General features: G+C 47.5%; 17 protein-coding genes. 5 read left to right on the plus strand and 12 right to left on the minus strand.

Annotation, left to right across the window (positions count from 1 at the left end; translation table 11 throughout):
* Positions 1-43: 43 nt before the first annotated feature.
* The 5 genes from OCU49_RS19325 to OCU49_RS19345 form a co-directional block, all read right to left on the minus strand.
* Entirely contained in the window at positions 44-3,151 is a 3,108-nt protein-coding gene (locus tag OCU49_RS19325) for an EAL domain-containing protein (RefSeq protein WP_261842178.1), read from the minus strand.
* A 3-nt stretch (positions 3,152-3,154) separates the two neighbouring features.
* Complete coding sequence (locus OCU49_RS19330) at positions 3,155-6,913, minus strand: DUF4347 domain-containing protein (protein ID WP_261842179.1); 3,759 nt, start codon at positions 6,911-6,913, stop codon at positions 3,155-3,157.
* Positions 6,914-6,946: 33 nt separating this feature from the next.
* Positions 6,947-8,410, minus strand: coding sequence for an efflux RND transporter periplasmic adaptor subunit (locus tag OCU49_RS19335; protein WP_261842180.1), 1,464 nt, complete (start codon positions 8,408-8,410; stop codon positions 6,947-6,949).
* Between the two features lie 110 nt (positions 8,411-8,520).
* Entirely contained in the window at positions 8,521-10,635 is a 2,115-nt protein-coding gene (locus OCU49_RS19340; RefSeq protein WP_261842181.1) for a hypothetical protein, read from the minus strand.
* A 43-nt stretch (positions 10,636-10,678) separates the two neighbouring features.
* Positions 10,679-12,607, minus strand: coding sequence for an efflux RND transporter periplasmic adaptor subunit (locus tag OCU49_RS19345; RefSeq protein WP_261842182.1), 1,929 nt, complete (start codon positions 12,605-12,607; stop codon positions 10,679-10,681).
* A 290-nt stretch (positions 12,608-12,897) separates the two neighbouring features.
* On the opposite strand from OCU49_RS19345, the gene OCU49_RS19350 reads away from it, so the two are divergent.
* The gene (locus OCU49_RS19350) at positions 12,898-13,122 is read left to right on the plus strand and encodes an oxidoreductase (protein ID WP_261845266.1); all 225 of its coding nucleotides are present in this window, start codon (positions 12,898-12,900) and stop codon (positions 13,120-13,122) included.
* Between the two features lie 391 nt (positions 13,123-13,513).
* Here OCU49_RS19350 and OCU49_RS19355 read toward each other — a convergent pair whose 3' ends face one another.
* The 5 genes from OCU49_RS19355 to OCU49_RS19375 form a co-directional block, all read right to left on the minus strand.
* A complete protein-coding gene (locus OCU49_RS19355; protein ID WP_261842183.1) occupies positions 13,514-13,921 on the minus strand; it encodes a hypothetical protein in 408 nt (135 codons plus the stop codon).
* Between the two features lie 475 nt (positions 13,922-14,396).
* Positions 14,397-14,957, minus strand: coding sequence for a DapH/DapD/GlmU-related protein (locus OCU49_RS19360; protein ID WP_261842184.1), 561 nt, complete (start codon positions 14,955-14,957; stop codon positions 14,397-14,399).
* Between the two features lie 273 nt (positions 14,958-15,230).
* Positions 15,231-17,201 carry a threonine--tRNA ligase gene (gene thrS / locus OCU49_RS19365; RefSeq protein ID WP_261842185.1) on the minus strand — a complete coding sequence of 657 codons (1,971 nt, stop codon included), beginning with the start codon at positions 17,199-17,201 and terminating at the stop codon, positions 15,231-15,233.
* A 165-nt stretch (positions 17,202-17,366) separates the two neighbouring features.
* Positions 17,367-18,701, minus strand: a complete 1,335-nt coding sequence (locus OCU49_RS19370) for a dihydroorotase (RefSeq protein WP_261842186.1) — start codon at positions 18,699-18,701, stop codon at positions 17,367-17,369.
* Between the two features lie 356 nt (positions 18,702-19,057).
* The gene (locus OCU49_RS19375) at positions 19,058-19,963 is read right to left on the minus strand and encodes a helix-turn-helix domain-containing protein (RefSeq protein WP_261842187.1); all 906 of its coding nucleotides are present in this window, start codon (positions 19,961-19,963) and stop codon (positions 19,058-19,060) included.
* A 154-nt stretch (positions 19,964-20,117) separates the two neighbouring features.
* Between OCU49_RS19375 and OCU49_RS19380 the strand changes: the two genes are divergently transcribed.
* From OCU49_RS19380 to OCU49_RS19395, 4 genes are all read left to right on the plus strand, one after another.
* Positions 20,118-20,549, plus strand: coding sequence for a hypothetical protein (locus tag OCU49_RS19380; RefSeq protein WP_261842188.1), 432 nt, complete (start codon positions 20,118-20,120; stop codon positions 20,547-20,549).
* Positions 20,550-20,555: 6 nt separating this feature from the next.
* Complete coding sequence (locus OCU49_RS19385) at positions 20,556-22,139, plus strand: TonB-dependent receptor (protein WP_261842189.1); 1,584 nt, start codon at positions 20,556-20,558, stop codon at positions 22,137-22,139.
* A 117-nt stretch (positions 22,140-22,256) separates the two neighbouring features.
* Positions 22,257-23,513: an MFS transporter gene (locus OCU49_RS19390; protein ID WP_261842190.1), complete on the plus strand. Its 1,257-nt coding sequence runs from the start codon at positions 22,257-22,259 to the stop codon at positions 23,511-23,513.
* 53 nt (positions 23,514-23,566) lie between these two features.
* The gene (locus OCU49_RS19395; protein WP_261842191.1) at positions 23,567-24,688 is read left to right on the plus strand and encodes a siderophore-interacting protein; all 1,122 of its coding nucleotides are present in this window, start codon (positions 23,567-23,569) and stop codon (positions 24,686-24,688) included.
* Between the two features lie 114 nt (positions 24,689-24,802).
* On the opposite strand, the gene OCU49_RS19400 is transcribed toward OCU49_RS19395, so the two are convergent.
* Together OCU49_RS19400 and OCU49_RS19405 are read right to left on the minus strand one after the other, a co-directional pair.
* Positions 24,803-25,042 carry a universal stress protein gene (locus OCU49_RS19400; protein ID WP_336605391.1) on the minus strand — a complete coding sequence of 80 codons (240 nt, stop codon included), beginning with the start codon at positions 25,040-25,042 and terminating at the stop codon, positions 24,803-24,805.
* Complete coding sequence (locus OCU49_RS19405) at positions 24,952-25,215, minus strand: universal stress protein (protein WP_261842192.1); 264 nt, start codon at positions 25,213-25,215, stop codon at positions 24,952-24,954. Before OCU49_RS19405 ends, OCU49_RS19400 begins: the two co-directional genes overlap by 91 nt.
* Positions 25,216-25,423: the final 208 nt, after the last annotated feature.

The following is a 25,423-nucleotide window of genomic DNA, read 5'->3' on the forward strand; positions in this document are numbered from 1 at the left end:
ACGTATTCTGAAAATGGTTTTCCGGCACGAAAACCCGGCCCATTCAGCGCACCGGATCATCAACCGGGCACTCATTAAGAATACCAATCATATCGGAGATCGCAGTTTTACTCAGACCCGCCTGCTCCCTGTGGCTCAGGCTATATTCCATAACCATTCGGCGGATACCTGCTGCCTGTTCACGCATAGCAATTACTTCATTACTGAGTACCGGTTTACTGATCAAATACCCCTGGATTTCATCACACAGCAGCCCCTGCAGAAAACGTAACTCTTCTTCAGTCTCGACACCTTCCGCAACTACTTGCAGCCCCAGACTATGTCCCATCGCGATAATCGCACTAACAATTGCCTCATCATTCGGTCGTTGCGTTACTCCGGTAATAAAAGACCGATCAATTTTCACCTTACTCAGCGGGAAACGTTTCAAATAACTCAATGATGAATAGCCGGTACCAAAATCATCCAGCGAGAGTTTAAAACCGGCCATACTAAGTATTTCGAGAATAGCGATGGCAGCATCAATACTCTGAATAACCGCAGTTTCAGTTATCTCGATTTCAATAGTACTGGCCGGTACGCCGTAGTCAGCCACTAACGCTATAATCTGTTCACCAAGATTCGGATCTCTGAACTCTACCGGTGACAAGTTAACCGCTACTGTCACCAAACCATGTCCTTCTTTTTGCCAGTTGAGAATCTGTCGGCACACCGTGCGAAAAACCCAGTTACTGATCCGATTTATCAACCCGGTTCGTTCCGCCAACTCAATAAACTCATCCGGGGGCACCAGGCCCAATTGAGGATGTTGCCAACGAATCAGGGCCTCCATACTGTTGATATTACCGCTACGCAGATCAACCTTCGGCTGGTAATACATCACCAGCTCACCTCTTTCGAGCGCCTGATGTAGTTCTGCTTCCATCTCGATCTGCTTTTTCGCCCGCTCAGTATTTTCATTAGAGTAAAAACTGAAATTACTGCCCCCCTGATTTAGCCGGGCCTCGCGCATGGCGTTACTGGCATTCTTCAACAGAGTTTCCGGATCTTCACCATCGGAGGGAAATACACTGATCCCGGTATTCAGGTTTAAATAGTATTCGCCGCCCTCAACCTCAAACGGCTCCATAAAGGCTACTAAGATTCTCTGCAGCACATTAGTAACTACATCCAACTGTTTTACGTCCGTCAGTACCACCGCCACCTTATTACTTTCCAGATGTTGCAATACAAAAGACATTTCATCCTGATCAGTGGTCAGCTCGACACAGGCGTGACGCAGGGTTTGTTTTAGCCGGGTCAAAACAAACTTTACCAGCTTATCGCCTACTGCAAGCCCCAGAGTGTCATACACCCGTTGCAGGGTATCCAGATCAATGACCATCATCGCTACCCGGCTATTATCCCGGCGGGCACGACTAATCCCCTGATCAATGCAATCCAGAAACAACGCATTTGTAGGTAAGCCGCCTATATCGTTGGCTACAGGTCTGACATCCTGCCGGACTTCCTTGCTTGCATGGGCTGGAATTTCTTCGCCTGCAATATCACTGGTAACAATTATTTCCGACTCTGCCGTTAGCACTTCAGTCACTGCCTGCTGAACTTGTGAATCCAGAATATCGCCTAGTTCAGCATCACTATCATTCGACTCAGGTGTCCAGGGGACAACCCGGTTACGGCCATTATTTTTTGCTACGTATAAAGCATTATCAGCTTTCTCTACTAACTCCTGAGGAGTTTCAGCCCCACCAGCCAAGCTGGCTACGCCAAAACTGGCAGTAATCCGCAAATTACCGGGGATGTTTTCATCTCTGGACTCTTCAATCGCCAAACGAATGCGTTCTGCGATGGTAATGCCAATTTTCACATCCGCTTCCGGCAGCACAATACAAAACTCCTCGCCGCCGTAGCGCCCCACCAGATCATGAGCCCTGGAATGTTCTGATAACACTCTTGCTAGCAGCTTAATTACTTCATCCCCTACGGTATGACCGAAATTGTCATTCACTAGTTTAAAGTGATCAATATCCACCATGATGCAACTGAGCTCTTCATCGTCCTGATTGGCTTCAGCCAACAAAGCTTCAAAGCCCTGAAACAGAGAACGTCTGTTCAACACCCCGGTCAATGGATCGTGGGTTGCCAGCACCCGTAGCTCTTTATTTTGCCGGGTTATTTCTTTCTTACTGCTTTCCAGCTTATCCATTGCCCGGTGCAGCTCGGCATTTTTCTGTTCAGCTTCCGTAATATCATTAAAGGTAATCAGTGCTCCCCGTACTTCCCCCTTGTTCGCATTGATCGGTGAGGCATTCACACTGAATGTATACCCTCTTTCCAACCCTTTCTTCAGGCGAATATTTATATCATGAACAGCTCCCAGGCCTTCCAGCACGGAAAACCACGGCAGTGTAAATTTACTGGAATCATGCTCTTCGCCATAGATCTCCCAGTTCAGGGTAGCACTGTCCTTACCCACCAGGTCGCCCGGTTCCATACCCACTACCCGGGCAAACTCAGCATTAGAAAAAACGATGAAGCCTTCATTGTCGATAATCAACAAACCTTCTGACAACGTATCCAACGCCTGACGTACCCGGTCCGGAATAACCTCATCCGGATTCAACTCGTGCATTGCCCGTTTCAGAAATAACAGATATGCCAGAAATCCGACACCACCGATGAAGATAACTAATAATGTGAAGGAGCCATTAAACGAAGCAAACGTTCCCCCAAGCAAGGGCTTAAAAGTAACTTCCACATTGCCCCAACGCCCGTCATCATTAAAAACAGCAACCTGTACCTGAGTTGCAGTTGAGCGTTCGCCAGCTTGTAAATCCCAGTACTGACTATGCCCACCAAACTCCGCTAACAGGTTACCTTCAGCGTTACGTACTGCTGCAGAAGTCATTTTTTCACTACGTTCCACTACCAGTCGGAGAATATTTTCCACACTTTCCAGCCGACGTTCATCGAACCCGGATGACACCTGAATTGCCAAAGATTCAGTTATAACTTTCCGTGACTCAAGTTCCGCTTTACGGGTATCCGGTACCAGGCCCAGCAAGTCCGTCACCAACAGGATGGAGACCGTTAACATGGTCAGGCTGAAACTGAGCCGAACCAGCGGGGAAATAACTAATCTGCGCATAGTCTATTCATCGCCTTTATCAGCCGGCGCTCCCTTCTGGTTAAAAATATTTTCGACCTGAATATCCTGACCATTGTCGCCAGAGACCTGCGTTCCTGTTTTACTCTGTTTGTTTCCTAACACTGGCAACGGATCAAACTGCTTCCATAAAGGTGCCACAGACATAAAACTGGCAATCAGTGAACCTGACTTAAACACCCAGCTAATCACCCCGACAGACAAACTCATTGTCACTCCGATCACAGTTTCATGAACAACAGTATTATTTTGCTGCCGCTCCTCGTGATCAGCATCCAGATCCCGGTTCATCTCAGCCAAACTGTTAATAAAAGCTGTATTTTCAACTTGCGATTGCAAGCGCACATATTCAGCGGCACCGGTTTTATACTCGGCAATTTCAATATTCTTTAAATCGAGGGTTTTCAGTGGTACCTGCTGTTCAAACTGATAACCGGCGCCGCCCGCACCGTCACCCCGTAACTCTTGCTGTTCGTTGGAAAGTACATCCGCCAGCAATGCAGCATCCACTGGCTCCGGTATCAGAATGTCAGAAGCCGGAACCTGTTGCTCACCGTTGCTATCAACCAGCGCTTCTTCTGTGCGGGTTTCTCCAGCCTCAGCAACAGACTCTTCAGACAGTTCATCAATCTGCACTGACGCCGCCTGAACCTCTGGTTCCTCAGTGTTTTCTGAAACAACGTCAGAAATCTCTGGAAGGCTTTCCGGTACAGACTCTGTCGGCTGTGGACTTGAAATAACTGCAGCCGTCTGCACACTGGTTACTGATTCACTGGTGCTATGACCATCGGCATAGGACACCCGCACTGAAATCTGCGAACCAACATCTCCGTCTCCCAGTACATAACCTGTACCGGTCGCACCGCCTATATCACTGCCATCCCGCAGCCACTGATAACTGAAACCGCCCAAACCATCTGCATCAGAAATACCGCCGGTGTCCACGGTTAAAGTCTGATCTTCAGTGACTGTGCCACTGGTTGTTGGTAGCCCCACCGGCAGGTCGTTTACGTTCACCACCGCTGCTGTCTGTATGCTGGTAACCGACTCGTTAGTACTGTGGCCATCGGCATAAGACACCCGCACGGATATCTGCAACCCCACATCGTCATCACCCAACACATAACTTGTACCGGTCGCACCACCTATATCACTGCCATCCCGCAGCCACTGATAACTGAAACCGCCCAAACCATCTGCATCAGAAATGCCACTGGTGTCCACGGTTAAAGTCTGATCTTCAGTGACGGTGCCACTGATCGTCGGCAGGCCCACCGGCAGATCGTTTACGTTCGCCACCGCTGCTGTTAGTACGCTGGTCACCGACTCGTTGGTACTTTGGCCATCGGTATAAGACACCCGCACGGATATCTGTGACCCCACATCGTCATCACCCAACACATAACTTGTACCGGTCGCACCGCCTATATCGCTGCCATCCCGCAGCCACTGGTAACTGAAACCGCCCAAACCATCCGCATCAGAAATGCCACTGGTGTCCACGGTTAAAGTCTGATCTTCAGTGACGGTGCCACTGATTGTTGGTAGCCCCACCGGCAGGTCGTTTACGTTCGCCACCGCTGCTGTTAGTACGCTGGTCACCGACTCGTTGGTACTGTGGCCATCGGCATAAGACACCCGCACGGATATCTGTGACCCCACATCGTCATCACCCAACACATAACTTGTACCGGTCGCACCGCCTATATCACTGCCATCCCGCAGCCACTGATAACTGAAACCGCCCAAACCATCTGCATCAGAAATACCGCCGGTGTCCACGATTAAAGTCTGATCTTCAGTGACGGTGCCACTGATCGTCGGCAGACCCACCGGCAGATCGTTTACGTTCGCCACCGCTGCTGTTAGTACGCTGGTCACCGACTCGTTGGTACTGTGACCATCGGCATAAGACACCCGCACTGAAATCTGCGTTCCAACGTCCCCGTCTCCCAATACATAACTTGTACCGGTCGCACCTCCGACATCACTCCCATCCCGCAGCCACTGGTAACTGAAGCCGCCCAAACCATCCGCATCAGAAATGCCACTGGTGTCCACGGTTAAAGTCTGATCTTCAGTGACGGTGCCACTGATTGTTGGTAGCCCCACCGGCAAATCATTCACGGCAGTCACTGTAATATCACTGCTGGCGGAAGCCGTGCTGAAAGCATTAATGCCGCCAACGCCAGGGCCACCATCGAAGGCAATTTGAAAATCATCAATGGTGAGTTTTTTTGTCGGGTTGGCACTTTCTCCGTTATCGACATAAAACCTCACCTGCAGATTACTGGCGATATAGGCTGATATATCGGTACTGATGGTGCCGGTACCAAAGTTATCCCCCACAGAGAAGGTGTCGATGGCCGTGAAGCTTGCTCCGCCATTCGATGAGACCTGCAAATCCACCTGCTGGGCACCGGCCAGATTATTGTCATAACTGAACGACAGAGTGGCAGTTGTTGCACCGCTCAGATCCCCTTCCCGGTAAATCCAGTCCCCGGTGGTTTCAGAAAAAATTTCCAGCGATTGTACGATTACGCGAAAGTTACCGGTAAACACATCAACCGGACCGTCACTGTCATTTTCCATCCAGTCCGCTGTCCAGGTGGCTGTACCATGGCTAGTACCGTAAGAGGGCGGATTGCTAAACTCATCCCGCAGGGTTGCAATGCCGGAGGTCAGATCCGCAGTACCGCCGGCGGTACCTGTGCTTTGATCCCAGGCATGAAAGGTAATGCCGTTGCTGACGGTACCGTTCCAGTCAGCATCGGGCACAAAACGCACCAAGGTATTGGTATCGCTGGCCAGTAAAACCGCGGCAGAGCTGCTGGGTGAACCAAAGGCCGACCAGCTACCGCCGGCATTAGTCGTGTATTCCCAGCTACCATTGGTATTATCAACAGCAATAACTGCGATCCCGCTGGCATCCGGATCCGGATCAGTCACCTGCCCAGTAATCAGGGCAGACACCAGTGTGCCGGAATTCGCCACCGGATCTTCGTTAATAGTCGTCAAATCATTAGCGCCGGCCAGAACCGGTGCCGTATTTGCCAAAATGCCCTGCCAGCTTTGCAGTCCTTCAGCATTGAACGCAATACTAGCTTCCACACTGCCGCTGCGGTACTCCAGATCCCAGTCGCCTCCCAGACTCCGGCTACCGGTAAGATCATCGGAAGCGGCGACATCAGCACCGGAGAGTCGGGCTAATGCATCAACCAGCTGTTCACCTTCAACACCTGCAGCCAGATCACAACCGTAGATAAGTAAGTCGGCTCCCGGGTGTAAGGCATCGCCCCACCCATTAAGAATCCCGGCCTGTTCAGCCAGACTGCCTGTATTCAACACGTCATTGCCAAGAGTGATCTCGCCAGCCTCGCCATGAGAAACTAAATGTATGGCGGCCACATCCTGATACCCTGATAAGGTCTCGCTGATTACTTCCAGGCCACTTTCCTGAGCATCAATCAAAATCACTGAAAAATTACGTGATGCATCTTCCGCAAGACTATCAATCAGTTGCAGATAATCCGGCGTCCGACTATCGATAAATACCAGCTCTGGCTGCTCTGCGGTCTGCTGTTCCAGCAAACTAACTGTGTCATCCAATAAAGTTTCCAGTGCGTCTACACCGCCACCCACATCCATAGCACCCGCTACTGGATCTGCCGAATAGAGAATTCGAGGTTCCAGCACTTCAATAATCGAGTTGTTACGGCCACGCTGTCTGTCAGTCTGTTTCATATTGCTTCTCCCCTTATGCAGGTAAAGCTTCACTCAACGGCGAACTAATGCCAGCGAACAAGCCTGTGGTTCAAAGGAAGTATCAGGAAACAACGATGCAAGCCTTTCTCCGGGCTTTACGGATGCACCTGCTGCAGGAGTCAGAGCAACGTCCAGCCAGTATTGTTGGGACTCTCTGGTACGTGGAATAATTTCAGTAGCAAAGCCTCTGGCGGCCAGTTTTTTCCGCCATGCGGTAGCAAACGCCAGTTGGTTGTACGCCCCCAGAGAAACACGTCCCATTTTGTCTCCCTTGGTCAGTACATAATGGTCTATCCCCGTTTGCTTCAACCGATTCAGTAACTGCCCAGCTTTCTGCTCACCGGTCTGCTCAGCTGCCAGCACCAGATAACCGTGATCCACTTCAACGGTGGTGGTTTTCAGCCTGGTTGTCACTGCATGCTGCTGCAGCTTTGCAGATAATTGAAATGCCTGGTTTTCATCGGCCATCGGACCAGCGCTATAACAAACCTCTGCAGTCGGCTCCGGAGCTAACCGGACACCAGCTTTTGCAGGATCATGGCCAGAAGCGGATGATTCTGAGGCTTGCGGTACCACACTAACCCGCAACTTTTCTGGCTCACCGACCAACGCTTCGTTTTCTTCCTGAACCGGTAACAGGAAACCTAAGTTACAACGCAGACCGGTAGGAATTTTATAGTCAGGATTCGCCAGACTCAGTCGTACCCCATAAGTGCCACTGGCAGCATCGGCAACACGGTCAACCCGTTCTACCATCGCGATATGCGTTGCCGAACCCGCTAACTTCAGGGTTACCTCGGCTCTCATCCCCTGAACAATCCGCCCCATATAATCCACAGGTACAATAACTTCCACATGCAAAGGATCTAACTGTGCAACCCGAAGTACCGGTTCATCTTCTACATACTCGCCAACCGACTTGAAGCGTTCCATCACCACACCGTCAACTGGACTGCGGATCGTTCGCTGCTGCAGAACGGCTAAGGTCCGCCGATACTCCAGACTGGCGATACGTTTATTATCTTGCTCCTGTTTAACCTGCAATGCGGCAATCCGGGCCTCAGATTTCAGGCGATCCATATCATGGACGGAAATGGCAGATTTGCGGTACAACTCCTGATTCCGTTGATGGGTCAGATTACCGAAAGCTGCATTCTCCTGGCGCCATTTAATGGCGGCATTCTGCCCGGCACGCACCTTTGCCAGCTCCAGCGCAGCGCGCTCCACACTGGATTCCAATTCAACCAGCACGGCACCTTTAGCGATCAAATCGCTACGACCGGCATGGATCGATTCGACAATTCCAGATACAGCACTGCCCAGATCAACTATTTCGCTGGGCTCAATAACGCAATCCAGCTCGGGTAATTCCTGTTCACTACTATTCAACAACAGAGCATCACTTGCTGTAGCACCCGTCATACAAAACAAGCTGACGAAGAGTGCTAACAGATATTTACAATTTAGTGCTTCCATACAAATCACCTGACGGTTGATTTATCGAAGTCCCGCTCAGTTATACACAGCGGTTGTTTATCCTCTGCATCCTTTCTCCGAATCCGAGCAGTAACCCGTTCGGAATATTCCTAAAAAGAGAGCCTGCTCAGCAACAGCTGGCGGGCACTCCGTATCCATTGACTGACCAGTGGCTCGGAACCATGATCAAAGCGCACGTAAGCCCGCTCTCCGATTCCGGTAATGACCAGATCTTCCGGCAATCCGAGATCCACCTGAAAAACCTTTTCCGCGGCTGTAATCCCATCATCACCATTCAGCCTGACAGCAATATTACCCCCACCAGCAGCCCCTAAAGCCCGACTAGGCAAAAGGTTATTACCTGCTGGAATTTCCCGGATAATATGAGCGGTGACCGATTCACCCAGCCGTTCAGCAAAACGAACTTCCACCCGAGCTACCTGTTGGCGTAGCAAGCCAATATCTGACTGGGGCACTATGGTCCTGACAATCAGCCTTTCCGGGCTGACCACATAACCAACTAAATCACCTTTTCGCAGGTAACGGCCTGTGAAACGATGGGCTTCAGGCACCACAAAAACTCCGGTAACTTCACTTCGCAGCAACAGGCCAGCTGACTGTTCCTTAAGTAATGCCAGCTCAGCTTCAACTGTGTGCAATTCGATCCGGGTTATCTCAGACTGCACCCGTTGTTCAATCCGCTCTGCAGCACTGCGTACCGACAGCTCACGTTGCCGGGCCTGTAACTTTAAAATCTCCGTATCCAGCGACGGAGCCTGAAGTTGCACTAAAGGTGTGCCAGGTTCTACCCTGCTACCGGAGGCCACCAGCACTTCAGCAACAACCCCTTCCGTACCGGCATAGATCTGTGCCTGATCCGATACCCAGACAACCCCTTCGGCTTTGGTACTCAGTGATACAGGGCGTAGCATTAGCCCTGCGGCCAGCACACCTATCACCAATACAGTAATGCTCACTGCCCGGAAGCGCTGACCAGTGAGAGCAGGGCCTACCAAGAAAAACCGTAACGCCCGATACAAAGGTAAAAGTAACTGAGATGCTACCGCCCAGGCTCCCAGAGCAACACCGATAAACAGATATTCCTCCGCCAGGAACAAGGCGATCATTACCAGTAATACCAACCGATAAATCAGTGCTGCCAAACCATAAACCACAAACCAGGGAGCTTCTCCATGGGCTGTCACCGGAGAACGGGCCTGTGTAATACCAAACAAATATCGCTGAATCAGATAAAGGTAATAGCGGCCGGAACGGGTATAAAGGTTGGGGATTTCAATCAGATCCTGAAGCACATAGTAGCCATCAAAACGCAGCAGCGGATTGGCATTGAACAATAGAGTCATAACACTGCTGATCAACAGGGCGTCGAATGCCAAATCCTTCACCATTCCAGGCTCAACTGACAACCAGACAAACAACGCCAGAGCAGCAACAAATAACTCCGCAACCACCCCAACTGCTGAGATCAACGCCCGTTTGTATTTACTGCGAAATGCACTGGCAGCAGACGCATCCATATAAGGAACAGGTACCAGCACCAACAGGGTAATGCCCATTTCATGAACTTCCCCTCCCCACATTTTTACCGCAAACGCGTGACCAAACTCATGTATCGTCTTGATCACGATGAAGGCAAGCAACATCATTACCAGATTCGTAGGCAACAACACATCTTTGCCGACCTCTGCCAACAAGGCCTGGTGATGACTCAGAGCTAGCACCCCTGCCACGCACGCCACCAGTAACCAGATAATCACGCCTGCACGGCTGAAAAGAGGCCTGACCCAGGGCATGCAGGTATTTAGTAACGCGTCAGGGTCCATCAACGGTACCCGAATCGCCAGCGGATTCAGTACCGCTCTCTGGCGGCTGTGCTGGTGCTGATTCTGGAATCTTTTCAGGAAGTTTTCTGCCCCATGGGGCATCTCACTGCTGAGCATGTCGATGGTAAATAGTTGAGTAAGAATCTGAATAATCTCACCCTGACTCAGGGCATCACTACCCTGTTTTGCCAGCGTTTCATTCCATATATCTCCGATACTCTGTTCACCGTCCAGCCGGGCAACAAAGTCATAGGCCGGAGCACTGAAGCGCAAATGCCGTCCGCTAGACATATCACGCAGTACATACCAGCGCTCACCGCGGTAAACGTGGGAATAGATGCTGATATGCTGGCGTAGCTGAGGGTGTAACTTAGCCAGCACAAGCCATCGGGAATTAGACGATGTATTTATCAATGCTTAATACCTACCATCCTAAGTACCAGACCCATAGGCGTACGCGATCAATGAACGAATGGGTCCAGATCCAGAGCAGATTACGCTGCCCCATATCCACCTTGGCAACTCCCTGCATACCTGGGAGTAACAAGTGTGAATCAGATGCTGATCCGGTTTTATCCAACGATGCTTCGATCCTGAAGTAGTTACGCTTATCACTGGAAATCGCTACAGGTCCAACTTGCTCAATAACAACGTCGAAAGAAGCGCTTGGTAAGGCGTTGACGATCAACTTACCGGCTTTCCCAGACGTTAGCCCGGACACTTTCTGTTCATCTACTTCCAGCACCACCCGATAATCATTAAGGGGAGCTACTTCATAGAGAACTTGTCCGGTTTTCACCGGAGTACCAAGAGACTGACTGAGATCACCACTTACTACAATCCCTTCGACAGGGGCGAACAACTGCGTACGTTTAATTCTTTCTTCAACCAGCTGAAGCTCGGCAGCCACCTGATCAAGCTGGGCACGCAGTACACTGAGTCTGATGCGCTCTCGCTTCGCCAACGCTTCCTGATATTCTTTTTCCAACTTGATGCCTTCGTTCTGCCATTTCTGGTGCTCCAGCTGTAACTTCCGATCATCCAGAGAGGCAATAAGTTCTCCCTTCTGTACCAGATCACCGGCTCTTACCAGCGCCTGCTTTACATAACCGTCTAACGGAGCGGCCAGTAAATGTCGTACCGTGCCCTGAATACTGGCTGGCGCCGTTACCAGATAAGTGCCATTTGTAACTGAAAGCCCGCTGATCAGCGCTGCACTAGCCAGCAACACCAGTTTCAGTTTTAACCGGGTCGGACCAAAAATACTGGCTATACCTTCCATCAGGGCACCCGCCCCCTTAGCCCAAAAAGAACGATGTTCACGTATTTTCTGTTCCAGAAACGGGCCTAGCAGACGGCCCAGAGACTCGCAAAGTACCAGCACATCATTATCAAAAGGCTGGTTATTACCTTTTTCCAGAGTGATTGCCCCCACCGCGCCATACTGACCCGTCAGGGGCAAGGTGCACACTGCGCCGTTATCCTGTCTGGAAGACAGCTCCGCATGGGCCCGGGTAATAGCTGGCTCTGCGCTCGACCCTACCGGCTGAGAAATAAGCATATTCTGATCAGACGCCTCTTCCATGGCCGCTTCAATTCTGCGCACTAACTGGGTACGGGAATCAAATTGATTGATATTGGAGATAGCTTGTAAACGAATCTGTAAACCCTGACGGAAACCGATACTGACACGCTCACAACCAAACTGATCCGCCAGTTGATTAGCGACTACGACCGCCGCACTCCTGTCATCAGGGCACGCCACCACAGCAGTCATAAGGCTAAGAGAAAAAGCGCCGTACTCCCGTCTGGATGCACACTGTTGATAAATCAGCGTTTCCATCCACAGGCTACCCCACTGCAACAGCTGCAACACTGCATTTTGCTGGGATTCAGAACGGGTGGATATCATAACTGAGACAATCCCAACTGGTTCACTGTCAACCAGCAAAGGACAAGCAATCAGATCACAGGAACGATTATTACTGGGACCATATTGTTGTTGTGCACGCAGAACCCCGGACCTATCAGCCAACGCCCGGGCAGCAATCTCAATTAGCTGGGGTTCTTCTGCGCTGTTAAGCGGCCAGACCGTTAATGCAGAGGTCTTGTTTTCTATATCTGCTGGCAGATAAATAGCACCACTAATCAGACCGGCAACCATCTTACATTGCCAGGCCAGCCAGGTTTGGGCGAGATCTGCCGACAATGATGGCAAACCGGTAACCGCTTCAATATTTACTTTTTGTTTCTGATCCACAGTCAAGGTAGCTACATCAGAAGGCGTACTACTGTTGTCCTCTGAAATCCCTTGATGTACAGCTTGGGGCTCAGCGAGCATGTGTATAGACATAGGATCTCCGTTTCTATTAACAAACGTAGATCACTATTCAAGCGCTCGTAACACAAAATGGGTACATTAGACTATTAACACAGCTCAATCCAAAACACATACAAGTGTTTGAATTAGAAATATTTACTTAATAAACTAAGCAGATTTTTTTACGATGAAATTCACTTCTGCGCTTATTAAAAGGTAGGGTCGTATTCTGTAGATTGTAAGTGCCAGCTTTCACAAAAACGCCGCTCAAATCTGGCTAGCTTAAAGAATTCAGAGCAGCGTCTTTCCGCTTAATTGATGGCATTGAGATCAATAGTGCAAATGGTTATTTACTGGATCAGTTTCTGACCGTTCATACGAATAAAAGAACAGATAGATGTGGTGGCAAACGTGCCAACCGATTAAACCTGCATAAAGAAATAATTGTATTGCCCGCCATGCGGTTGAGACGGGTTCATCGTCGTTGTTCACTTTTCTCAGTGATAAGGGAACGGCTTTTAATACAAGTGGCTAAAAAAGAGGCCTAATTCCGCTATACACTCTAATATATCAGCAACTTATATTTATATTATGTTTACACAACGGAGCATATTACTGACGCACCAGCTTTAACGGAGAGTTGTCACTTTCTGAATTATCAAAAGGAATCTCTAATATTCCTATCATCAAAAATAGTGGAATTAATGACTATTAGTTCCTAATTATATTGGCCAAAAAATGCAGCGGAAATATTTCCCGTTACCTCTATTACCCCTGTTATTCCCGCTCAGCTTTGTGCCAAAGTCAGATATTAAAAGGGCACTACCAGCGCCCTTAAATTCAGGGGTAATACTTACTGGTTTTATTCCGATTTGTCGGGCACTTAGTTAACTGCAGCTTTAATCAGATCTTAACCGGCGATCCGGGGGAGCTCTCTAATCAGAGAATCTTTGTACCTGTCTCTTCGACTCCTGCTTTACCTCCTAGCTGACGTTCAATTTCTTCCTCTATCATCTTTTCAATCTTCATCCGCTCTTCATAAGGCAAGCCCTGCAGGGACTCTTCGGTCAGCCCCATTTCATCAAGCATCTGATAACGGATTAATTCTGCCGGGCTCATAGCGAGCAAACGCATTAACTCATCCCGCGGATTAGCGGCATTCGTCTCTTCGGTATTCTCGACTTGATGAGTTGCAGCAGGCGCCTCTTCCTGTTTGCTTTTACCGGTTTCTGCAAGTTTGGTTACTTGCTCAGTAAGTAAATCCGCAAAGGTAGATGAAGTTGCAGCTTTATTATTACTGGCAGAGCCCGAAGCTATGGACTGGGTAACTGAATCGATCCTGATCATGTCGCTCTCCTGATATTTTATATTGATCAATCAGAGGCAAGTTCCAGGCCAAATCCACAAGCCCATATAATCAGTATTTCATCTGTAGAAGCGGCAACAACAAGCCGATAACAAGATAACGGCATGCAAAGAACTGCAGCCCCTGCCCTTATGTCACATGTAACTGAGCAAACAAACATTTTACGATAAGCCAGGGTCATAACCTAAGCTCTCCCTAAAGAGTTACACCCGTCATCAGATGCACTCCCCTATTCAATGCTTAGCCAGATATGTCCGCGGCTTGAAGTCATTCGGTGAGCTGCGCGGCGGTTCTTCGTTGTACTCCGTCATTCAGCGTCAGCTTGTCGTGCAAAGTAAAAATCCGTTTAATTTATAAGGCCACTCTCATTATTCAAATGAGACTAAGAGACTGAATGCTGCTTCAGCCTTAAGTTTTTAGCCGCAGCAAATACTCGCTGCGGCTCAGCCGGGACCATTACAGTTCGTTAGCGAGCTTTTTATAGCCCTCAACTAAAGCATGGTTTGCGGATACCACTGACTCAGAAAATGAAGAATATTCTGGCGGGACTTTATCGATCAAATTCAAATCGAAGTCAGGCCCAATAGCAGTCATTGGCGGAACATGGAACGTATCCGGTAAATCCCGGCCATCAATTACACAGTTGTGCCTGATCACACAGCCTTCACCGATCTCTGTACGGAAAACCACGCTGTTAAAACCAATGAAGACATCATCCCCAACACTACAAGGTCCGTGAACAATGGAACGATGTGCAATAGAAGTCCGGGCTCCCACGGTCACTGCAGCCCCAGCTTTGGAATGTATAACTACTCCGTCCTGAATATTAGAGCCTTGTTTGATTAAAATAGGCTCCATATTACCCGACTCATCGACTTCATCTGCGCGAATAACCGCATAAGGCCCAACAAAGACATTATCTTCAATAACCACTCGTCCGCAGATGATGGCAGTTGGGTCAATGAAAGCATTTTCCGATACTTCCGGATAGTAACCGGCAGGACATTTTCTAAGCATAATTTCTCCTGATTATGAATGCTGTTTAACTCAATACTTCTTTGCCTGTTAGGGTTATGCCGCACGTTTTAATAATGCGGATAACCTTAATAACTGAAATAACCGTTTTCGTTTTATCGCACCGAATAACCCATAGCGGCATAACAGTCGCAACCGAAACGGAAGCCTATGTGAGAACTTATATAACCCTAGTTCAGTGCGGTAAAACTTCATTATTTTTGAATAGATAAACCACAGGTACGCAGCTATCTGTCAGTCTGTGACTTATGTTAATTATTCACAGCTAACAGGTGCGGTTTCATTTAGTCGGGGTGACTTATCTGGAGGCGTAGCTGCCTGATTTAGATACGCGATCACTGCGTCCAGAGAAAAATCCCCCAGACTGTCACCGTTCAAATGACGTAAGCTGACCATTCCGGTCTCGGCCTCTCTAGCGCCCACGATTGCCATGAAAGGCGTTTTTCTGAGCGTGTACTGGCGGATCTTATGGCCAATTTTTTCCTTACTACAGTCAGCTTCCACGCGGAAACCTGCCTGCCTGAATGATTGGCAGAGACTTTGCGCGTAATCATTAGATTTATCAGATATGGCAAGTACCGCCACCTGAACCGGTGACAGCCAGACAGGCAGTTTGCCGGCGTAGTTTTCAATCAGAATCCCTGTAAAGCGCTCCAGCGAACCAAACAAAGCCCGATGTAACATTACCGGTACCTGGCGTTCGCCCTGCTCATCCACGTACTCAAGATCAAATCGTTTCGGTAAATTCATGTCTACCTGTAAAGTACCGCACTGCCATTCACGGCCAATAGAATCACTCAGCGTAAATTCCAGTTTCGGACCATAAAAGGCACCTTCACCTTCATTCAGCTGATAGGCCAGTGACTCACTTTGCAGTGAAGAGATCAAAGCCGCTTCCAGCACATCCCATGTAGCATCGTCACCAATACGATTATCAGGCCGTGTGGATAATTTGACCTTCACGTTATCAAAACCAAAGTCCCGATAAATTAACAGCACCAGCTTAATAACCCTGACACATTCCTCCTGCATCTGAGCTAAGGTGCAGTAAATATGCGCATCATCCTGTGTGAAGTGACGTACCCTGAGTAAACCATGTAAAGAACCGGACGGCTCATAGCGGTGTACCTTGCCAAATTCAGCCATACGTATTGGCAAGTCACGGTAACTTTTCAGCCCATGGCCATACATCAGTACGCTGCCAGGACAACTCATAGGCTTAAGCGCCAGAGTTCGGCCATCCGGCGTATCTTGTGTGTACATTTGGTCACGATAGTTTTGCCAGTGTCCTGACGTTTCCCACAGGCTTCGGTCCATCAGGTCAGGTGTGTTTACTTCTTCGTAACCTTCGCTCTGCTGCTGACGGCGCATATATTCAATAAGCTGCTGAAACAGTGTCCATCCTTTAGCGTGCCAGAACACAGCTCCCGGGGCTTCATCAGCAAAATGGAACAGATCTAATGCCTTACCTAAACGCCGATGGTCACGCTTCTCAGCTTCTTCCAGCATCGTCAGATGCGCGCGTAACTCTTTTTTGCTTGACCAGGCAGTCCCATAAATCCTCTGCAACTGTTCCTTATCTGAATCCCCTCGCCAGTATGCACCTGATGTTTTAGTCAATTTAAAATGTGGAAGAAAGCGCGTATTGGGAACATGTGGCCCCCGACACATGTCGATATATTCCTGATGGTAGTAAAGCGCCATTGAAGCAACGTCGGGCATATCTTCGACTAACTGAACTTTGTAATCTTCCTGACGGTTTTTAAATACTTCAATCACCTCATCCCGGGGTAAAACCTGCTTCTCAACAGTGTAATTAGCAGCGATCAGAGCCCGCATTCGTGTTTCAATGGTTTCCAGATCTGCCGTCGTAAAAGGTCGCTCTGACCATATGTCATAGTAAAAACCATGTTCAATAACAGGTCCTATAACCATTTTGACGTCTGGAAATAATTGTTTAACTGCCTGGCCCAGCAAGTGTGCGCATGAATGACGAATAATCGCCCGCCCTTCGCTTTCATTTGGGGTAATAATACGCACCCGTGCATCTGTAGTTATCGGATCACAGCTATCAAAAAGCTGGCCATTCACCTCTCCTGCCAAAGTATTTTTAGCCAGCCCTGCGCCGATGCTTTCAGCAATATCCATAACGGTCACGGGTCCGTTAAACGTACGAACTGATTCATCAGGAAGTGTTATAGAAATTAAGGCATTATCGTTTTTCATTATCTGATCTTATTAATTATGTACGTGAATAAATGAGGCTGGCACAGCAACAGTTTTACTCTGCACAGCATCAAATTTGGCACCGTTTTTCAGTTAATGCTTCTTCTGAAACAGGCGGGCAGTTGCAGGCAACTATGCGGCTTAAAACATGGCAACACTGGTGAGTTAACTCAGGAAATGCAGTGGTTTTGCAACTGATGGCAGCGCCGATACCTGTTGGCCGTCATACACCTGTTGGCCATTCACCCAGGTTGCACAGATTTGGGCAGAGAACTCGATACCATCGAATGGCGTCCACCCGCAGTGATACAAGGCACGTTGATGCGACGCAGCTGTCACCTTATTCGGATCAACCAATACGAGATCTGCGTAATAGCCCTCACGAATAAACCCGCGTTCTGAAACCCGATAACGAATAGCCGGGTTATGCGCTACTTTTTCAACCACCTGCTGAATCGTTAAGCGCTTTTGGCGTACATGTTCGAGTAAGCTTAATAAGGCATCCTGAACCAGAGGCAGACCTGCAGGCGACTGCAGATAAGATGTTTGTTTTTCAGCTAATGTATGAGGCGCATGATCTGTCGCGATAATATCGATCTGATTGCTACTTAAAGCCTGAAACAGTGCGCTGCGATCCTGCGGAGACTTAATTGCCGGATTACACTTAATCAGATTGCCTAACTGCTCATAGTCTCTATCCGAAAACCATAAATGATGTGCACAAACTTCCGCGGTAATATTCTTTCTATGCAGAGGACCCGGCTCAAAAAGGCTTAGTTCTTTTTCCGTGGTTATATGCAGCACATGCAGTTGGCTGGCATACTTTTTTGCCAGCTCAACAGCATAAGAAGATGATGTATAACAGGCTTCTGCATCCCGAATAATGGGATGGTCATGAATTGTAATATCACGCCCGGACTGCTGATACTTTTTCAAGTTCTCAGCAATAACCGGCCCACTTTCACAATGGGTTGCAATCAATACAGGACTTTCCCGAAAGATGGCTTCCAGTGCGGTTGGATTTTCAACCAAAAGGTTACCCGTAGAAGCGCCCATAAAAACCTTCACACCGCATGAACGGCTAGGGTCCAGTGCTTTGATCTCATCGAGATTATGTTCGGTAGCTCCTAAGTAAAACGCATAATTGGCGACTGAATTCTGGTTGGCTATCGCACGTTTTTCCTCAATGGCTTCAACCGTTGTAGTGGAAGGGTTTACATTCGGCATTTCCATGTAACTGGTAATACCGCCGGCAACCGCCGCACGAGTCTCAGTAGCAATACAGCCTTTGTGTGTTAATCCAGGCTCGCGGAAATGTACCTGATCATCAATCATTCCGGGTAACAGCCAGCAACCTTTCGCATCGATAACAGTGTCGGTCTGCTGTGCCGGAATATCATCAGCAATGTACTCAATCCGCTGATTCTTTATTCGAATATCAGCTTCACGCACTTCACCCTCGTTGACGATGACTGCATTTTTTATCAGTGTCGTAGCCATGAACTAACTTCCCACCCCAGCAATTCTTTGTATTTCATAGCTATGATTTATTGTCAGATAAAGGCCGTCTTACCGGGAATTATTTCTAATGAATAAAACACCTGGCGATACATCCAACTTTTATCTTCCCGTTGTCATTCTGTTTCTTTAAGTAGATTCATTTTGAAGAAACCAGAATACTGCATTTATGCTATATTATAACATAACAATATCAAGCTATTTCCATTCAAACATAACTCAGCATTGAGTCCTATCTGAAAAAGAAGGAAAGTTTAAGGTGAACACAGAAGAAGCGACTGTCAGACTGACAGCAGGCACGAAATACTCAGAAATTATCTTCGTCAGGAATGACGTATTTAAGCGTTATATTCACAAACATCCGGCCGTTTCTTCCACTCAGAAGGCGGTACTCCGGCACCACGTCTGAAAGCCGAAGCAAATTTAGCCGGATTAGCATAACCAACAGCCAGTGCTGTTTCTGTCACCGATACATTAGCGTTAAGCAACACCTTGGCCCGCTCCATTCGTCGGGTAGTCAGGTAACGATAAGGAGTACAGCCTTTTTCCCGCTTGAAAAGCCGGGTAAAGGTAATAGGTTCCATATCCACAGATGCTGCCAGTTCATTCACATGCAGGTCTTCATCCAGACGTTCATCGATTAGATTTAATACACTGACTAACGGATCATTATGCAGATTACTTAGCGCCGATTCCCGACTATGGGCTTTAGATAATGTAAGTAAACGGTGTATCACTAACGATAAACCGTGATAAAAAAAGCTGGAAAATGATCCGTTCACATCGGCATCGTGTAATAAAGAATGCATCACTGAGGCCACCAGTTCGTCGTCAAACAACTGTCCCTGTACTGACTTCAGGTCATGCATTTGCAGCTTATATCCTTCATAAGCCGGTACTTCATTAATATCAAAAGCAATTGTGATCGAATGCATTTTTGGCGTGTACCCAACAGCTGCACGGCCAGGCAAAATCAATCCGACACGTCCAGGCTTCCAGACATCGTTCAAGCTGCATTGATCATTTTTGCGTAAGGTTGCCCCGCCACCAGCGGTACACAAACACAATACGGTATAAGCCAGTTCCAGCCCCTTCTCTTCAGAATGATCAATCTCAGCACGGTTAACTTTTGCATGCGCAACAACAGTCGAGCCAGAAGTGCTAGAAATAATAATATCTTTTTCTGAACAAAATGCTTTCAGCCTGTTTACGTAAAGTTCCCGATGGTAAAACCAGCTATCCATATCTCTGCAATGCCATGTCTGTTTTGGATTGGTTGCTGACCACTTTGGAGTGGTTATTATCGCAACGCAAAATACAATCATTCTCATAAACTTTCAACTGACAACTGAAAGACTCTTATCCACATCACTCCATAAAGACAGCAGAGTTCAGTAAATGAAGTATAAATTTTCAGATGTTGGCGCCCCCACGCTGGCAGTCGCATTGCTCACGTCCTTCAACACCCAGGCACAGTCAGATGAAACAGATGTCGGTTCACAGAACACTGTCATCATTACGGGAGAACACGTTGACCGAAGCCTGAACGACACTGCTTCCAGTGTGATTGCGCTGGATAAAGGTAAACTGGAAAGCTCCCCCGGCCTGCTAAATTCTGATGACCTGCTGGATAACATTCCCAATATTGTTTCAATCGAACCGGGTAATGAAGCGCCATCAGTGCGGGGACTCGACGGCACAGGACCAGCATCCGGCGCCAACGCATTTCTAGCCGGCACACGCCCACGGCTGAATTATCAGATTGATGGCCGTACACTAGGATTCAATGAAGCTATTTTTCAGACAAATTCTCTCTGGGATGTAGAATAGGTAGAAGTGTTTCGCGGCCCGCAAAGTACCCAACAAGGCCGTAACTCTATTGCCGGGGCTATCATTATTAAAACTGCAGATCCAACATTCGATTGGCAGGGCAAAGTTCGTTCCATCGTTGGAAGTCAGAATACTAAGGTCAATTCTTTTGCTGTTTCAGGCCCTCTTGTTGAGGATGTTCTGGCCTTCCGCCTGGCAGCTGATAAGCAGTCCAGTAATACAGCGGTAAACTTTACATCTTACGCGCAGGAACAGAATCCTGATCTTTATAAAAATGAGACCGTAAGAGGTAAATTACTCTTCACCCCCAATGACGATGTACGCTCATTGCTGACCTTTGGCCGCACCGATGGACAAGCACCACAGTCCGAACATGTCGTAGCGCCCTATTCTCAACGCACCGCAGAATTCCCCAATCAGCCTACCTTTCATTCCCGGAATACCTACGGCATTTTAGATACCCGCTGGAAGATTTCCGATAATGTCAGCACGGAGCTGAATATGTCGTATACGGATTTCCAAACCGTCCGACACGCCTTAGCCGGACAAGGGAACCTGACCATTAATGGTGATGAAACAGTCTTACAGCCAACTATCCGGCTGCAAAACGATGACCAGAGTATCTCCGGGTTTGCAGGGGCTTATATATTCAATACTGAGCAAAACGAAGTCATTGATATTTTTGGCGGCGGTGCATTCCAGGATCAAACCGATAGTCAGGCAGTATTTGGTGAAGTTAACTTGCTATTAAGTGATGAGCACAGCCTGACCCTCGGCGCACGCTACGAAAAAGAGCAGCGGAAAAGATCAGGTAACGCCGGACCGGTAACATTAAACTTTGATGAAACTTACCGGGAGTTTTTACCTAAAGCGACGCTATTCTGGGATTTACATGATGACTGGACAGTCGGTTTTACCGCAGGTAAAGGCTATAACGGTGGCGGTGCAGGTATTACTTTAAGCCCGCCATTTTTAGCGTACACCTATAAACCGGAATATGTCTGGAATTATGAGGCCTTCTTACGCGGTTCAATGCTGGACGGACATTTAGATATCACCGCAAACATCTTCCATAACGACTTCAAAGACATGCAGCTGCCTTTCAATCTGGCCGCTGATTCGACGGTTATCCGCAACGCTGAAGAAGCAACCACATCAGGTATTGAAGCTGGTGCTCGCTATCATTTCTCACCAGGTAATGAAGTCTTTGCGAACTTAGGGCTGCTACAAACCAAAATAAACAAATATTCAGATGCATCAATACAAGGCAAGGATCTGGCACGAGCTCCCGCTTTCAGCCTGGACGTCGGTTTTATCACCACTCCTCTGCCTGACTTCGAAATCAGCGCCAACCTGAAACATTCAGATGCCTATTATTCCGATGCTACTAACTCTCCCCGTGGCAAGGTTGATCCATACACAGTCGCTAATACAAAACTGGCGTATACGATCCAGAATAATCTCAAGATCCATCTAGCCGTCAACAATATTTTCGACAATGAAGATACAGTTTTAATCAACACCAGTCGGAGCAGCGCAACAATTCTGAATCCTCGTATGATCACCGCAGGTATCGAATACAACTTCTAAAATCTGGCAGTAACTACCATCAGGGTTTCCAGCACATAACGGCAAATTAATCGCCTGGAAGCCCTGATAAGACACAACATACATTTCCGGAATCTTGCTAGCTATTAAGCGGTGAAAATGAAAAACAAGCTCACACTCTGGTCAATGCTCGCCAGTATTTATATTACACAATACATCGGCCTGGCTTTTATTATGTCAGCAACCTTTTCCATTCTCAGAGAACAGGGAGTGGAACTTGATAAGCTGGCGCTGTTAAATCTTGCTGCTATCCCTCTGGTATTTAAAATACTTTACGCCCCCCTCATCGATAAGTATCGCTGTTACTTTCAGGGTAAATATCGCAGCTGGCTGATATTCGCTATGACAGCTATGTCAGCACTGCTGGCAATTACCAGTATGCTGAGCTTGCAAAATCATTTCACCTGGCTATTCATAATTCTGACCGTTTACGTACTGGCTACCGGAATACAGGATGTTTCCGTCGATGGTTTGTCCTGCAAACTGTTTAACAAAGACCAGCGTAAGTTCGCCAGTAGCATACAATTTTCAGGAAACTTACTCGGCAATATTATCGGTGGCGGCCTGATTCTGATTTTTTACCCATGGTTACAATGGCAAGGTTCATTACTGTTACTGTCGGGTCTGACCTTTATTTCACTGTTACAGATAATCTGCTTTCAAGAACCAGAAGAAGCCACTTCAAATACTGCCGATAAAAGCCACCTAATGACTCTAACGTTATGGCATGAAGTGCGTTTGTTTATTAAACAGCATCGCTACTGGCTTATTTTTTTAACGGTATATCCCATGGGTTTCAGCAGTGGCACGGCAATATTAAATTCTCTACTGGTTGATAGCGGCTGGGAGTTACCCGAAATAGGCTTTGCCGTCAAAGTTTACGGCTCTGCTATTGGCTTTGCTTCAGCATTACTCGCCACCTTACTCATTAGCACTTTAGGTCGCGCCAAAGCGTTAACGACTATTACCATCATTCAGGCCACAGGGCTTATATGCATTGTACCGGTCACCTTTGGATACACTGACACACTTACTGTTTATGTTGCCATTACCGCTTACTACATCGGCTTTCCGGCAATACTGGTCACGCTTGCCACAATCATTATGGATAAAGCCGCCGTCACACAGAACAAAGCAACACTCTTTACGCTGCAGTTCAGCCTGGTCTCATTGATGGGATTTCTATACTCAGCTCTTAACATGACGTTAGCCAACCTCTGGGGCTACAGCATAATCGCAATTGCCAGCGTAACACTCACCTACGGCGCGGCAGTGTTTTCCTGTTTTGTTCTCAGGCAACAATCTACAGAACAACAAATGCCTGCGGGACATACCGGCTTAGAAAAATCCCTCTGATCAAACCTAAGCATTATTAGTCTCAACACCACTTACTGATAAGACAAACAGCCATGCATACCCCTATTCAAGATATTGACCACAAGATAGATATTATTGATCACGTTAATCAGGACCACACAGAAGAACTGTTAACAATCGCGCACGCACACTCACCTGATCTCAGCATTGAGTCGGTAAAGATCACCGACATTTTTAAAGAAGGTTTACAGGTCAGCATCACCCCGCAAACAGGTAAGCAGGCCAGTGATGTTTTTATTCCTTTTGAAATTGAAGGGGATCTGGAAGAAAAGATTTTATATTCAGCTTATGCAGCTATAGCCAAGCAAGGCAGTGATTTCAGCAGTTCACGTAAACGTTTTTTTGAAGTCACTCACAAACAGCAGTTGAGTAAAAACTTCATTCGGATAACTGTACAGTCCAGCATGGCATTGCCCGGTTATTACCCCGGCTACGCCTATGGTTTTATTTTAAAAACCATCCAAAAGCAGCCGAAAAACTATCAGGATAAAACCACCAAAAGCTGGCTACAGAAAGCCACCAGCCGCTTCTTTATCTGGCTAATGAAACGCTTATCCAGTAACAGCCGCCAGAAAATGCTCACGAATATGAATAAAAATGTTCGTCTTTATACCTTACGAAAATCCTGGAAAAGCAACGACAGCAACGGAATTATCCATCACGGACTGATTGATATATTCACCCATGGCGACAGCCCTGGCAGCATCTGGGCCAACAATTTGAATGCCGGCGATATTATTGCAAGCCGGTCAGAATCTAAAGATAAGCACCCACACTTAGTCACTGGCCAGGCAGTACTCATTGCTGATGAAACAGCATTCCCTGCGCTTGCAGGTATTCTTGAACATTGGCAAAACCCTGTTCCGCCATATGTCGTAATTATCTGCACATCAGCAGACGAACAAAGCTATTTTGACGAAGTTGAACTGCCAGAAAATACAAAAATGCATAAAATTATCTGCCCGGCAGAGCAGCAAGCAGAAGAAGCTTTATCGATTTTAAAACATTTAAACAGCCTCGATGTTGTATGGGCAGCACTGGAAGCAGAAGCAGCCAAAACAATTCGACGCTATTTTCGTAATGACCGCAATATTAGCGGTAAGCACAATCACACCAAAGGTTACTGGCGCTTACGCACCACACAAAACGACTAGAAGAGTTATACCCAAAAGCGGCTCAGCTACTGACCTCAGTGATAAAAATTATCGCCAATGTAGCTGAACCATTAATACCCATAACCTTGAAGATATAAGCCGATAGCGCTGCTGTTAACGCACCACAAAAACGGATACTTTTGCGTGTGAAGCGATATAGCCAGCATGTGCAGGGAAAAAATACTCCATCATCCCCGGGACATGGGTAGACATGACAACCAGATCGATATCGTAATCATCGATAGATTTCATAAGTAACTTGTCTATTTCTGCGCCGGGATCAACAGAATGAATTTCATGGGCAACCGTTTTAATACCATGAGTAGTCTGAAATCTTCTACCAGAGCATTCAATGTCAGTGAACGTTTCGACTCTGTGCGAACCGCTGCATCAGGAAGATTACTGCCAATGCTGACAGCATGTAATTCAGCACCATGTGATTTAGCAACTTCAGTCGCCATAGATAAAGCACGTTGCTGCGCGTCAGTTTCGGTAAAATCCAGTGGGATCAAAATTTTCTTATACATTTTGTCCTCCTTATTTACTTGGATTCTGATATTTCCTTTATGCTCCCCTCACCCTAAGTATAGCAATCACTAAAATTCTCCCATTGAACATCCATTGGTATAATCGAGTTCAGGAGCTTAACGGCGGGTAGCAGACCTATTACTTTTTGAGTTTAGCTGTAAGGAAACCAACATAATCTCAGCATCATCTTTCTCTTTTGCATCTATC

The sequence above is a fragment of the Aliamphritea ceti genome (assembly GCF_024347215.1).
GTDB classification, from domain to species: Bacteria; Pseudomonadota; Gammaproteobacteria; order Pseudomonadales; family Balneatricaceae; genus Amphritea; species Amphritea ceti.